Below are 14,257 nucleotides of genomic sequence, written 5' to 3' on the forward strand. Positions count from 1 at the left end.
TGCGATATTTTTGCTAATTCTGAACATTGAAATCATTTGTATCCGTTTACATTGCTGTCATGGCGCGGTTTTAAATGTTTTTAAAAAAGTTTGAATATTTTATTAAGATGCGATATATTGCGTATGAAATAATGAAGGTTTTCTTTAATTTGCTGTAAAAGTCCAACCCGATGCCCCTCGCATAGACAAGACAAACTTTTAACGCGCCAATACAAAAAAGGAAATCCATGAATAAAATCCACGGATTTCCTTATAACACAACATAAAAAACCCCTTAACTCAATTATGAGCTAAGGGGTTCGGCTAGAGCGAATTACTTCTGGATAGTAGCTACAACGCCAGCGCCTACAGTACGTCCACCCTCACGGATAGAGAACTTAGTTCCTTCTTCAAGAGCGATTGGTGCGATAAGCTCAACATCCATTTCGATGTTATCGCCAGGCATAACCATTTCTACTCCTTCAGGAAGGTTACAAACGCCAGTCACGTCAGTTGTACGGAAGTAGAACTGTGGACGGTAGTTTGAGAAGAATGGAGTGTGACGTCCACCCTCTTCTTTTGAAAGAACATAAACTTCAGCTTTGAAAGTTGTGTGTGGCTTAACTGAGCCTGGTTTAGCAAGAACTTGTCCACGCTGAACGTCGTCACGGGAGATCCCGCGAAGAAGTGCGCCGATGTTGTCGCCAGCTTCAGCATAGTCAAGCAATTTGCGGAACATTTCTACGCCTGTAACAGTAGTAGATTTTGGCTCTTCAGTAAGACCGATGATGTCGATAGTGTCGCCGACTTTAACTTGTCCACGCTCAACACGACCAGTTGCAACTGTACCACGGCCAGTGATTGAGAATACATCCTCAACTGGCATCATGAATGGCTTATCAGTGTCGCGTGGTGGAGTTGGGATGTACTCGTCAACTGCGTTCATCAATTCAACGATTTTTTCTTCCCATTCTGCTTCGCCTTCAAGAGCTTTAAGTGCAGAACCTTTGATGACAGGAATGTCATCGCCAGGGAAGTCATATTCAGACAATAGGTCGCGAACTTCCATTTCTACTAGTTCAAGAAGTTCTTCGTCGTCTACCATGTCGCATTTGTTCATGAATACTACAAGGTAAGGTACGCCTACTTGACGTGAAAGCAAGATGTGCTCACGAGTTTGTGGCATTGGGCCATCAGCAGCAGATACTACTAGGATCCCGCCGTCCATTTGTGCAGCACCAGTGATCATGTTTTTAACATAGTCAGCGTGACCAGGGCAGTCAACGTGTGCATAGTGGCGAGTTTCAGTTTCATACTCAACGTGTGAAGTATTGATCGTGATACCGCGCTCTTTTTCTTCAGGAGCGTTGTCGATTTGAGCGTAAGAACGAGCTTCCCCGCCTGATTTTTTAGCTAGTACTGTAGCGATTGCTGCAGTCAAAGTTGTTTTACCATGGTCAACGTGTCCGATTGTACCAATGTTAGCGTGTGTTTTAGAACGGTCAAATTTAGCTTTACCCATTAGAAAATCCTCCTCAAAAATGTAAGTTATTAGTGTTCGTTTGGAGTGTCCATCCTGCAGAAAACTACAGAATGGACATACAAACTATTTATACTTGATTAAAGGTCAAAATTCAATTATTGCCCTTTGTTTTTCTTGATAATTTCTTCAGAAATGGATTTCGGTACTTCTGCATAGTGATCGAAGTGCATTGAGAACACACCACGTCCTTGCGTGTTAGAACGCAAGTTTGTAGCATAACCGAACATTTCAGAAAGTGGAACCATTGAACGGACAACTTGTGCGTTTCCGCGAGCGTCCATACCTTCTACGCGTCCACGGCGAGACGTTACGTCACCCATGATATCGCCAAGGTATTCTTCAGGGATTACAATTTCAACTTTCATGATCGGCTCAAGGAGTACCGGGTTAACTTTCGATACTGCGTTTTTCAGAGCCATAGAAGCAGCTACTTTAAACGCCATTTCGTTGGAGTCAACATCGTGGTAAGATCCATCATACAATTTCGCTTTGATGTCGATCAATGGATAGCCGGCAATAACACCGTTATCAAGAGAGTCGCGAAGACCCGCTTCAACTGCTGGGATGTATTCACGTGGAACAACACCACCGACAACTGCATTTTCGAATTCGAAGCCAGCGCCTTCTTCGTTTGGAGAGAATTCAATCCAAACGTGTCCGAACTGACCACGGCCACCAGACTGACGTACGAACTTCCCTTCAACTTTTGCAGACTGGCGGAAAGTCTCACGGTAAGATACCTGAGGAGCTCCGACGTTTGCTTCAACGTTGAATTCGCGTCTCATACGGTCAACCAAGATATCAAGGTGAAGTTCACCCATACCAGCGATGATCGTTTGACCAGTTTCCTGATCTGTGTGAGCACGGAAAGTTGGGTCTTCTTCTTGCAATTTCGCAAGAGCTTGTCCCATTTTGTCCTGGTCCGCTTTGGATTTCGGCTCTACCGAAAGGGAGATAACCGGTTCCGGGAAGACCATGCGCTCAAGGATTACTTGATCTTTTTCGTCGCATAGCGTATCGCCTGTAGAAGTATCCTTCAGGCCGATTGCAGCAGCGATGTCTCCGCAATATACTTCAGCAATCTCTTCACGGGAGTTTGCGTGCATTTGCAGGATACGTCCTACGCGCTCACGCTTGCCTTTTGAAGAGTTCTGAACGTATGAACCAGATTTCAAAGTACCAGAGTAAACACGGAAGAACGTTAATTTCCCTACATATGGGTCTGTCATTACTTTGAATGCCAGAGCAGAGAAAGGCTCGTCTTCAGATGCTTTACGCAATACTTCTTCGTCTGAGTCCGGACGAAGCGCCGTCATTGGCGGGACGTCAAGTGGAGATGGTAGGTAATCAATTACTGCATCTAGCATCAATTGAACACCTTTGTTTTTGAAAGCAGTTCCGCAAACTACTGGGTAGAACTCAACATCAAGCGTTCCTTTACGGATTGCAGCTTTAAGTTCGTCAACAGTAAGTTCTTCACCACTTAGGTATTTTTCCATCAAGTCTTCATCAAGCTCAGCGACTGCTTCTACCAATTTCGTGTGGTATTCTTCCGCTTGCTCTTTGTACTCTTCAGGAATGTCACCTTCAGTGATTTCAGTTCCCAAATCGTTAGCATAGAAGCGCGCGTTCATGTTTACAAGGTCAATGATCCCTGAGAACTCGTCTTCTGCACCGATTGGCAATTGAATTGGGTGAGCGTTAGCTTGCAGGCGATCGTGAAGAGTGCCTACTGAATACAAGAAGTCTGCACCGATTTTATCCATTTTGTTAATGAATACAAGGCGCGGAACTCCGTATGTTGTCGCTTGACGCCATACTGTTTCTGTTTGTGGCTCAACGCCTGATTGGGCATCAAGAACCGTCACAGCACCATCAAGTACGCGCAATGAACGTTCAACTTCAACAGTGAAGTCTACGTGTCCTGGAGTATCGATGATGTTTACGCGGTGGCCTTCCCATGAAGCTGTTGTTGCAGCAGATGTGATCGTGATTCCACGCTCTTGCTCCTGCTCCATCCAGTCCATTTGAGAAGCACCTTCATGCGTTTCGCCGATTTTGTGGATACGGCCTGTGTAATACAAAATACGCTCCGTAGTAGTCGTTTTACCGGCATCAATATGTGCCATGATTCCGATATTACGTGTATGGTCTAAGGAGAACTCTCTAGGCATATGGTCTTTCTCCTTCCGTCTCGAAATAAGATTTTAAGTTTCGCAAGAAATTACCAGCGGTAATGAGCAAATGCTTTGTTGGCTTCTGCCATTTTGTGGATATCTTCGCGTTTTTTGACGGAAGCACCAGTGTTGTTGGCAGCATCTAGGATTTCGTTAGCAAGACGCTCTTCCATAGTTTTCTCTCCACGAAGACGTGAATAGTTCACTAGGTAGCGAAGTCCAAGAGTCGTACGGCGCTCTGGGCGAACTTCAACTGGTACTTGGTAGTTAGCTCCACCGACACGGCGTGCGCGAACTTCAAGAACCGGCATGATGTTTTCCAACGCTTGTTCGAATACTTCAAGTGGATCTTTCCCGCTGCGTTCTTTAATAAGTTCGAACGCACCGTAGAGGATCTTTTGTGAAGTACCTCTTTTTCCATCAACCATCAATTTGTTAATCAAACGAGTTACCAATTTCGAGCTATAAATCGGATCTGGCAATACGTCACGTTTAGCTACAGGACCTTTACGAGGCATGTATGTTCCTCCTTTCAACGAAATTATCGTTAAATCATTGTTAGATTATTTTTTTTCTTTAGGGCGTTTTGTTCCGTACTTAGAACGTCCTTGCATACGGCCGTTTACTCCAGCAGTATCAAGTGCTCCGCGTACAACGTGGTAACGTACACCCGGAAGGTCTTTTACGCGTCCTCCGCGGATAAGAACAACACTGTGCTCTTGAAGGTTGTGACCTTCGCCGCCGATATATGCATTGACCTCAATTTGGTTCGTCAAACGTACGCGAGCGTATTTACGCAATGCGGAGTTTGGTTTTTTCGGTGTCATCGTTCCAACACGTGTGCAGACGCCGCGCTTTTGTGGAGAGCTCAAGTTAGTCTGTGACTTCTTGAAGCTGTTATACCCCTTGTTCAACGCTGGTGAGCCTGATTTAGTGCTTTTCGGTTTACGAGGCTTGTTAACTAATTGGTTAATAGTAGGCATCGATTTTTTCCTCCTCTCAAAAGGTGTTCTAATACCACATATCCAGGTGGTTCATTTTTGGGTAAAAAACAAAGTCTTTGTGATTTCACACAAAAACCGATATCAGTAATGCCATTATGGCTACATCCAGCAAAGCTGAACGCTTTTACTGTTTTGCTTCGTACCTGACAATCATCTTCCCGACATGCAGAGATCGACAATCATCAACCTTTAATATACTATCATCCTTCTACCGCCACTGTCAACAGCAATTCAAAAAAAATTCCCAGAGAGCTATTAGCCCTCCGGGGAATTTCATTGTTCACTTTAAGATTCGCTTCCGACGATCTCTTCACGCTGAGCTTTCTTCTCGCTCTGCTCGATTTCAATCTGACGGTAACGTTGCATGCCCGTCCCTGCAGGAACCAATTTCCCGATAATGACATTCTCTTTCAGGCCGAGAAGCTCATCGCGCTTTCCTTTGATTGCCGCATCGGTGAGGACACGGGTCGTCTCTTGGAAGGACGCAGCAGATAGGAACGATTCTGTCTCAAGGGATGCTTTCGTGATCCCGAGAATAACAGGTCGGCTAGTCGCTGGCATATTGCCGGCAAGCACTGCTTTTTCGTTTGCTTCTGTGAACTGGTGAATATCAAGAAGGGAACCTGGCAGCAAGTCAGTATCTCCAGCTTCAATGACGCGAACTTTACGGAACATTTGACGAACCATAACTTCTACGTGCTTATCGCCGATTTCTACCCCTTGCATGCGGTAAACTTTTTGAACTTCTTTCAATAGATACAATTGAACAGATTGAACTTCTTTCACTTGAAGCAATTGCTTCGGATCGATGGAACCATCTGTCAGCACTTCGCCGCGCTGAATTGTATCATCCACTTGAACTTTCAAGCGTGCATTGTAAGGTGCCAAGTATTTGCGTGTTTCCACATCGCCTTGAATCGTAATTTCCTTCTGGCCTTCGCGGATTTCATCAATCTCGGTAATGGTACCGGTGATTTCAGAAATGACTGCTTGCCCTTTCGGATTTCTAGATTCAAAGATTTCTTGGATACGCGGCAAACCTTGTGTGATATCGTCTCCTGCAACACCGCCTGTGTGGAACGTACGCATCGTAAGCTGTGTACCTGGCTCACCGATCGACTGGGCAGCAATGATTCCGACTGCTTCACCGACTTCCACTTCGTCGCCTGTTGCAAGGTTCGTACCGTAGCATTTTTTACAGATGCCATGTTTTGTATTACATGTAAATGCAGAGCGGATCGTCACTTCTTTAAGGCCGGATTCGATTACGAGTCGAGCCAAGTCTTGTGTAATAAGTGCGTCTCTTTCTACAATTACTTCTTTTGTTTCTGGATGGCGTACCGTTTTCTTAGCATGACGGCCGACAATCCGTTCTTCTAGCTCTTCAATGACTTCCGTGCCTTCCATGAGTGCGCCGACAAGTAAACCGCGGTCAGTTCCGCAATCATTTTCGCGCACGATCGCATCTTGTGCAACATCGACAAGACGGCGAGTCAAGTAACCGGAGTCAGCTGTTTTCAGTGCTGTATCGGCAAGACCTTTACGGGCACCGTGAGTCGAGATGAAGTATTCAAGTACTGTCAAACCTTCACGGAATGAAGATTTGATCGGCAGTTCGATAATGCGGCCGGCCGGGTTGGCCATGAGTCCGCGCATACCTGCAAGCTGCGTAAAGTTGGACGCGTTACCACGCGCTCCAGAATCACTCATCATGTAAATTGGGTTGAGTGTATCAAGAGATGCCATCAGTTTTTCTTGAATGATATCTTTAGCTTTGCTCCAGTAAGAGATAACGCGTGTATAGCGTTCTTCTTCCGTGATCAAACCACGGCGGAATTGCTTCATCACTTTATCCACGTTCGCCTGAGCTTCTACTAGAATTTCGCCTTTATCCGGCAAAACAACGATATCCGCTACGCCGACTGTAATACCAGCTTGTGTAGAATATTTAAATCCAAGGCTCTTCATGCGGTCAAGCATGCGCGAAGTTTCCGTAATATGGAAACGTTTGAATACTTCTGCGATGATTTCCCCAAGGATTTTCTTTTTAAACGGCGTTACAAGTTCTGCTTCTTTGAAATATTTGCGGACATCTGTCGTAGTTGGCGCAAAATATTTCGCAGGTGTTTCCACTTGCAGGTTATAGTCTGTCGGTTCGTTAATATACGGGAACGATTTCGGAAGAATTTCGTTGAAAATTACTTTTCCGACCGTAGTCAAAAGAAGCATTTTGTTTTGTTCTTCCGTAAATGTCGGGTTGTTGACTGATCCGGCTTGAACCGCGATGCGCGTGTGCAAATGCACGTGCCCAGTTTGGTAAGCGATCAGCACTTCTTCTGGTCCGGAGAATGTCGCACCTTCGCCTGTTGCGCCTTTGCGCTCAAGCGTTAAGTAGTAGTTTCCGAGAACCATATCCTGAGAAGGTGTTACGACCGGTTTTCCGTCTTTCGGGTTCAAGATGTTCTGTGCTGCGAGCATAAGAAGGCGAGCTTCTGCTTGCGCTTCAGATGATAGCGGCACGTGAACGGCCATTTGGTCACCATCAAAGTCGGCGTTGTAAGCCGTACAAACGAGTGGGTGAAGGCGGATTGCCTTACCTTCAACGAGTGTTGGTTCAAATGCTTGGATACCCAATCTGTGAAGTGTCGGTGCGCGGTTCAAAAGAACCGGATGCTCCTTGATGACATCTTCAAGAACATCCCAAACTTCCGAATGGAGACGTTCGATTTTGCGTTTCGCGCTCTTGATGTTATGTGCGAGTCCACGTTCAACCAATTCTTTCATAACAAATGGCTTGAACAATTCAATCGCCATGCCTTTCGGCAGACCACATTGATACATTTTCAAGTTCGGCCCAACGACGATTACAGAACGTCCAGAATAATCGACTCGTTTTCCGAGCAAGTTCTGGCGGAAACGTCCTTGTTTCCCTTTCAACATGTGAGAAAGAGATTTCAAAGGACGGTTACCTGGTCCTGTAACCGGACGGCCGCGACGGCCATTGTCGATCAACGCATCGACTGCTTCTTGCAGCATACGTTTTTCGTTCTGGACGATGATGCTAGGTGCACCAAGGTCAAGCAAGCGCTTGAGGCGGTTGTTCCGGTTGATGACGCGGCGGTAAAGGTCGTTCAAATCGGAAGTCGCAAAACGACCGCCATCAAGTTGGACCATTGGACGCAATTCTGGCGGAATCACCGGCAGAACATCTAGAATCATCCAATCCGGATTGTTTCCAGAGTTACGGAAAGACTCGACCACTTCAAGGCGTTTGATCGCACGTGTGCGGCGTTGGCCTTGAGCAGATTTGAGTTCTTCTTTCAATGCATCTGTTTCACGTTCCAAATCGATTTCTTGAAGCAAACGTTTGATTGCCTCAGCACCCATAGCTGCTTGGAATTTCTTGCCGAATTTATCGCGGTATGCGCGATATTCTTTTTCGGAAAGCAATTGTTTTTTCTCGAGCGGCGTATCGGCCGGATCGATTACTACATAAGAAGCAAAGTAGATGACTTCTTCCAAAGAACGCGGGGACATATCCAGGATAAGGCCCATACGGCTTGGAATTCCTTTGAAATACCAAATATGAGAAACCGGTGCTGCAAGCTCGATATGGCCCATGCGCTCACGGCGCACTTTTGAACGGGTTACTTCGACGCCGCAACGATCACAGACGACACCTTTATAACGGACGCGCTTGTATTTTCCGCAATGGCATTCCCAGTCTTTTGTAGGACCGAAAATACGTTCACAGAACAAGCCGTCTTTCTCAGGCTTTAATGTACGGTAGTTGATTGTTTCTGGTTTCTTGACTTCCCCATAGGACCATGAGCGAATTTTATCGGGTGATGCTAATCCGATTTTCATATACTCAAAATTATTTACATCTATCAAGGAGCCTACCTCCCTTTTGTCTCGAGTTTCTGTGCGGCTCTTCCTCGGTAATGGCTAGATCGATGAATGGCTGTCCGGCGCTGTGCCGGACAGTTTCTTCTATATATACTTTAGTCAATCGTTCCTACTGTCGATTCTTCATCAGCGATCGGCAAGATATTAAGTGAATCTGCAGGTTGCAGCTCATCTTCCTCATCCAAATCGCGCAATTCGATTTCTTCATCGTCGATTGTCAGCATTTTGACGTCCATACCTAAACTTTGAAGCTCTTTGATCAATACTTTGAAGGATTCCGGAACACTTGGTTCTGGAACACTTTCGCCTTTGACAATGGCTTCATAAGTTTTCACGCGGCCGACAACGTCATCGGATTTAACTGTCAGGATTTCTTGGAGTGTATGTGCAGCACCATATGCTTCTAGTGCCCAAACTTCCATCTCACCGAAACGCTGACCGCCAAATTGTGCTTTACCGCCGAGCGGCTGTTGTGTAACGAGTGAGTAAGGTCCAGTTGAACGGGCATGGAGTTTGTCGTCGACCATGTGCGCCAGTTTGATCATATACATGATCCCGACGGATACACGGTTATCGAAAGGTTCGCCTGAACGGCCATCATAAAGAATGGTTTTTCCGTCGCGCGGCATACCAGATTCTTCCATCGTTTCCCAAACATCTTCCTCGTTTGCTCCATCAAATACTGACGAAGCCATATGAAGCCCTAGAGAACGGGAAGCCATACCAAGGTGTAGTTCAAGCACCTGGCCGATGTTCATACGAGAAGGAACGCCCAGTGGGTTCAACATGATATCGATCGGTGTGCCATCCGGCATGAACGGCATATCTTCTTCCGGCAAAATACGGGAGATAACACCTTTGTTACCGTGACGGCCGGCCATTTTATCCCCAACGGAAATTTTCCGTTTTTGGACGATATATGCACGTACCAATTGGTTAACGCCCGGCGGTAACTCGTCGCCGTCTTCACGGTTGAAAATCTTCACGTCAAGCACGATTCCGCCTGCACCATGAGGCACACGCAAGGATGTATCGCGCACTTCACGTGCTTTTTCACCGAAAATCGCGTGAAGCAAGCGTTCTTCTGCTGTCAGTTCCGTAACCCCTTTAGGCGTTACTTTCCCGACGAGAATATCGCCGTCTTTCACTTCAGCGCCGACACGGATAATGCCGCGGTCGTCCAAGTTGCGTAGAGCATCTTCGCCGACGTTTGGAATATCACGCGTAATTTCTTCAGGCCCGAGTTTTGTATCACGGGAATCTGATTCATATTCCTCGATGTGGATGGATGTGTAAACATCGTCTTTTACGAGACGTTCACTCATGATGATCGCATCTTCATAGTTAAAGCCGTCCCATGTCATGAAGCCGACTAAAACGTTGCGGCCAAGAGCCATTTCCCCGCGTTCCATTGAAGGACCATCCGCGAGAATATCGCGTCTAGATACACGGTCGCCGACTTTAACGATCGGGCGTTGGTTATAGCTGGTACCTTGGTTGGAACGAACGAATTTTTGCAGGCGATACGTATCCAAGTCGCCTTTGACTTCATTGCCTTCTACGTTTTCAATACGGCGAACACGAATTTCTTTCGCTTCAACAAATTCAACGATTCCATCATTTTTCGCGATGACAGCAGCACCGGAATCACGCGCAGCTAAATGCTCCATGCCTGTTCCGACAAACGGCGCTTCCGGGTTCAATAGAGGCACAGCTTGGCGCTGCATGTTCGCGCCCATGAGAGCACGGTTGGAGTCATCGTTTTCTAGGAACGGGATACACGCAGTCGCAACGGATACGACTTGCTTCGGCGAAACGTCCATGTAGTCGACGCTGGATTGTTTGTACACCGTGTTTTCACCACGGAAACGTGCAACCACTTCTTCTTCTACAAAGGAGCCGTCTTCGTTCAAGCGCGAATTCGCCTGTGCTACGACGTAGTTATCTTCTTCGTCAGCCGTCAAATAATCAATTTGGTCAGTGACTTTATTGGTTTCTGGATCAACGCGGCGATACGGCGTTTCGATAAAGCCGAATTTATTCACTTTCGCAAATGTCGACAGCGTGTTGATCAAACCGATGTTCGGACCCTCAGGTGTTTCAATCGGACACATGCGGCCATAGTGGGAGTAGTGAACGTCACGTACTTCAAAACCTGCGCGCTCACGCGTCAAACCACCTGGCCCAAGCGCAGAAAGACGGCGTTTGTGCGTCAATTCAGCAAGCGGATTCGTTTGGTCCATAAACTGAGACAACTGGGAACTACCGAAGAACTCTTTGATCGAAGCAATAACCGGGCGGATATTGATCAATTGCTGCGGAACGATCGATTGCGTATCGTTGATCGACATACGCTCGCGTACAACGCGTTCCATACGGGACAAACCGATGCGGAACTGGTTCTGCAAAAGCTCGCCGACTGAACGCAAACGACGGTTTCCGAGGTGATCGATATCGTCGGTATTGCCGACGCCATGCAGCAAGTTAAAGAAATAGCTGATGGAAGAAATGATATCCGCCGGTGTTACGTGTTTAATCTTATCTTCTATATATGCATTGCCGATGACGATGATTTCTTTTTGCTCTTCGTCATTTGGCGCATAAATTTTAATGGATTGAAGCGTTACATCGTCTTCTAGCACGCCTCCAGCTTGGGAGACAGTGTGGAATCCGACGCCGTTTTCCAAGTTCGGAATCAAGCGGTCAAGCACACGGCGGTCAATGACAGTTCCAGCTTCCACCAAAATCTCGCCCGTTTCCGGATCGACAAGCGTTTCTGCAATTGTCTGGTTGAACAAGCGGTTTTTGATATGAAGCTTTTTGTTCATTTTGTAACGGCCGACATTTGCTAAATCATAGCGTTTCGGGTCGAAAAAGCGAGAGTAAAGTAAGCTTTTAGCGCTTTCTACTGTCGGTGGCTCTCCCGGACGCAGGCGCTCATAAATCTCAAGAAGCGCTTTTTCTGTGTTCTCGGTGTTGTCTTTGTCGAGCGTGTTCTGCAAATATTCGTTGTCGCCAAGCAATTCGATGATTTCCTGGTCGGACCCAAATCCTAGCGCACGCAAAAGCACCGTCACCGGTAATTTTCGTGTGCGGTCGATCCGGACGTATACAACATCTTTTGCATCGGTTTCATATTCAAGCCATGCACCACGGTTTGGAATAACAGTAGCTCCGAAACCTCTTTTGCCGTTTTTGTCTGTTTTGTCATGGAAATAAACACTTGGCGAACGGACCAATTGGGAAACAATGACTCGTTCTGCCCCGTTAATGACGAAAGTTCCAGTTTCAGTCATTAATGGGAAATCACCCATAAAGACATCTTGTTCTTTCACTTCGTCTGTTTCTTTGTTGTGCAGGCGCACTTTTACGCGGAGTGGCGCTGCATAAGTAACGTCGCGCTCTTTCGATTCATCGACTGGATATTTCGGATCTGCCAGGCTATAATCGACGAATTCCAAAGATAGATTTCCTGTGAAATCTTCGATTGGTGAAATGTCGCGGAACATTTCACGGAGTCCCTCTTCCAAGAACCATTCGTAAGAAGACGATTGGATCTCGATGAGATTCGGGAGATCCAGTACTTCACTGATTCTCGAAAAACTTCTGCGTTGACGATGCTGACCGTACTGAACTAGTTGACCTGTCAACTTATTCACCCCTCAATAAAACGATTATAGGACTTTGCGATATCTGTAAAATAGTGTATGATATCGAAAAGACAAAAGAAAACGAGACCGCATATGAGCTCATTTTCGGTTTACACATGTTCAAACCGGCCGCCATGCTATGCCCGAAAAAGGGCAAACGACCTCAAAATAATATTTTTTGCATTTTATTATAATATCACAGGCATTTTGTCAAGTCAAACTTTTCTGGCTTCAAAAATAAAGTAACCCTTCTTCTTTTCAGCGATGCGAACGTCGCCAAACAACTCCTGCAACTTGTCCTGCGTCGAAGGGGCTCCTTGTTTTTTCTGGATGACGACCCATAACGAACCGGACGGCGTGAGCTTGTCGTACGCTTCTTCATAAAACCGGAAGACCGTTCCTTTTCCTGCACGGATCGGCGGATTGGTTAAGATCGCGGCAAAATCTTGCTGCTCAACGGCGGAAAGTCCGTCGCTTTCGTAGATAGAAACATTCTCAACACCGTTTAATACGGTGTTTTTTTGTGCGAGTTCGATGGCTCTGCTGTTGACATCGACCATATGCACCTGCCTTTGGGGAAATGCTTTGGCGATAGCCATTCCGATCGGGCCATACCCACAGCCAACATCGAGGACTGGTCCTTGTGTGCCTGGCTCTTCAAACGCCTCAATCAATAACCGTGAACCGAAATCGACCTCGCTTTTGCTGAAAACGCCTGAATCCGTCTGAAACCGGAACGTCTCGCCTCGCAATGTGTAGGTCCACTCTTGAGGATTGCTTTTGGTTTGAGGATTTTTGGAATAATAATGCTGGGACATGCGGAGTCCTCCTTCCATCATACAATCTCGGACTTGCCGGATTGGATTTAAAAAGAAGAAAAAGCCCGTCGGTGAATACTGACGAGCTTTCTTTCTTATAGTTTAGTTAGATTACTTAACTTCTACAGAAGCGCCAACTTCTTCAAGTTTGCCTTTGATTTCTTCAGCTTCTTCTTTAGTAGCGCCTTCTTTAAGTGCTTTAGGAGCTTCGTCTACAAGAGCTTTCGCTTCTTTAAGACCAAGACCAGTTACTTCACGAACTGCTTTGATGACTTTGATTTTCTGGTCGCCAGCAGAGTTAAGGATTACGTCGAATTCAGTTTGCTCTTCTTCAGCAGCAGCGCCACCAGCAGCAGCAGCAACTGGAGCAGCAGCAGTTACGCCGAACTCGTCTTCGATTGCTTTTACTAGGTCGTTAAGTTGAAGAACTGTCATTTCTTTGATTGCTTCTAGAATTTGTTCTTGTGTCATTATAATTTCCTCCTATGATAGGTAATTTTTTTTTAGTGCTCAGGATGCTAAGAGATTAAGCGCCCTGTTCTTCTTTTTGGTCTGCAACTGCTTTTGTAGTAGCAGCGAAGTTGCGGATTGGAGCTTGTAGTACGCTGAGTAGCATAGACAATAGGCCTTCGCGAGATGGAAGTTCAGCAAGAGCTTTCACTTCTTCTGCAGATGCAACATTGCCTTCGATGACACCAGCTTTGATTTCTAGTGCTTCGTTACCTTTAGCGAATTTGTTGATGATTCGCGCAGGGGCAACGACGTCTTCGTTTGAGAACGCGATAGCGTTTGGTCCTGTGAAGTGTTCGTTGATCGCTTCAAGGCCGTGCATTTCTGTCGCGCGGCGAGTCATTGAGTTTTTGTAAACTTTGAACTCGATGTTTTCTTCACGAAGCTGTTTACGAAGTTCAGTAAGTTGCGCAACGTTCAAACCGCGGTAGTCGACAACGACAACGGATGCTGCAGCTTCGAACTTGTCAGCGATTGTTTGCACAACAACTTTTTTCGTTTCAATAGCTTTGCTCATGTGGGCACCTCCTATAGATTTGTCATTCGTACCGTCCGTCCATAAGAAAAGCCTCTGGTCCAGTGCAGACACAGAGGCATAAAATCAGCATCATTAAAGATGGAATCTGAATTCATCATGTCCTCGGCAGGGATTCATTAAGCGGCAAGC

At 46.2% G+C, this 14,257-nt stretch carries 9 protein-coding genes and 1 other annotated feature (1 of these 10 running past the window's edge); all 9 genes read right to left on the reverse strand.

Going from position 1 to position 14,257, the window contains the following annotated elements:
- Positions 1 to 313: 313 nt before the first annotated feature.
- Entirely contained in the window at positions 314 to 1,501 is a 1,188-nt protein-coding gene (tuf, locus tag ACFO5U_RS12990; RefSeq protein ID WP_377279543.1) for an elongation factor Tu, read from the reverse strand.
- Between the two features lie 116 nt (positions 1,502 to 1,617).
- Positions 1,618 to 3,696 carry an elongation factor G gene (fusA, locus tag ACFO5U_RS12995; RefSeq protein ID WP_377279544.1) on the reverse strand — a complete coding sequence of 693 codons (2,079 nt, stop codon included), beginning with the start codon at positions 3,694 to 3,696 and terminating at the stop codon, positions 1,618 to 1,620.
- A 50-nt stretch (positions 3,697 to 3,746) separates the two neighbouring features.
- Positions 3,747 to 4,217, reverse strand: a complete 471-nt coding sequence (rpsG, locus tag ACFO5U_RS13000) for a 30S ribosomal protein S7 (protein ID WP_377279545.1) — start codon at positions 4,215 to 4,217, stop codon at positions 3,747 to 3,749.
- Between the two features lie 45 nt (positions 4,218 to 4,262).
- Complete coding sequence (gene rpsL / locus ACFO5U_RS13005; protein ID WP_377279546.1) at positions 4,263 to 4,682, reverse strand: 30S ribosomal protein S12; 420 nt, start codon at positions 4,680 to 4,682, stop codon at positions 4,263 to 4,265.
- A 306-nt stretch (positions 4,683 to 4,988) separates the two neighbouring features.
- Complete coding sequence (gene rpoC / locus ACFO5U_RS13010) at positions 4,989 to 8,597, reverse strand: DNA-directed RNA polymerase subunit beta' (protein ID WP_377279547.1); 3,609 nt, start codon at positions 8,595 to 8,597, stop codon at positions 4,989 to 4,991.
- Positions 8,598 to 8,707: 110 nt separating this feature from the next.
- Complete coding sequence (gene rpoB, locus ACFO5U_RS13015; protein WP_377279548.1) at positions 8,708 to 12,262, reverse strand: DNA-directed RNA polymerase subunit beta; 3,555 nt, start codon at positions 12,260 to 12,262, stop codon at positions 8,708 to 8,710.
- Between the two features lie 215 nt (positions 12,263 to 12,477).
- Entirely contained in the window at positions 12,478 to 13,080 is a 603-nt protein-coding gene (locus ACFO5U_RS13020) for a class I SAM-dependent methyltransferase (RefSeq protein ID WP_377279549.1), read from the reverse strand.
- Between the two features lie 111 nt (positions 13,081 to 13,191).
- Positions 13,192 to 13,551 (reverse strand): 50S ribosomal protein L7/L12, encoded by a 360-nt coding sequence (rplL, locus tag ACFO5U_RS13025; protein ID WP_377279550.1) that lies wholly within the window; start codon positions 13,549 to 13,551, stop codon positions 13,192 to 13,194.
- Between the two features lie 55 nt (positions 13,552 to 13,606).
- Complete coding sequence (gene rplJ, locus ACFO5U_RS13030) at positions 13,607 to 14,107, reverse strand: 50S ribosomal protein L10 (protein WP_377279551.1); 501 nt, start codon at positions 14,105 to 14,107, stop codon at positions 13,607 to 13,609.
- A 35-nt stretch (positions 14,108 to 14,142) separates the two neighbouring features.
- Positions 14,143 to 14,257 (reverse strand) — a sequence feature (ribosomal protein L10 leader region) (it continues 36 nt past the right edge of the window).

The sequence above is a fragment of the Planococcus dechangensis genome (genome assembly GCF_042654465.1).
GTDB classification, from domain to species: domain Bacteria; phylum Bacillota; class Bacilli; order Bacillales_A; family Planococcaceae; genus Planococcus; species Planococcus dechangensis.

What these genes read in the sequence shown, in the direction of transcription:
- tuf (WP_377279543.1), bottom strand. Translation starts at nt 1,501, where the DNA reads ATGGGTAAAGCTAAATTTGACCGTTCTAAAACACACGCTAACATTGGT.
- fusA (WP_377279544.1), bottom strand. Translation starts at nt 3,696, where the DNA reads ATGCCTAGAGAGTTCTCCTTAGACCATACACGTAATATCGGAATCATG.
- rpsG (WP_377279545.1), bottom strand. Translation starts at nt 4,217, where the DNA reads ATGCCTCGTAAAGGTCCTGTAGCTAAACGTGACGTATTGCCAGATCCG.
- rpsL (WP_377279546.1), bottom strand. Translation starts at nt 4,682, where the DNA reads ATGCCTACTATTAACCAATTAGTTAACAAGCCTCGTAAACCGAAAAGC.
- ACFO5U_RS13020 (WP_377279549.1), bottom strand. Translation starts at nt 13,080, where the DNA reads ATGTCCCAGCATTATTATTCCAAAAATCCTCAAACCAAAAGCAATCCT.
- rplL (WP_377279550.1), bottom strand. Translation starts at nt 13,551, where the DNA reads ATGACACAAGAACAAATTCTAGAAGCAATCAAAGAAATGACAGTTCTT.
- rplJ (WP_377279551.1), bottom strand. Translation starts at nt 14,107, where the DNA reads ATGAGCAAAGCTATTGAAACGAAAAAAGTTGTTGTGCAAACAATCGCT.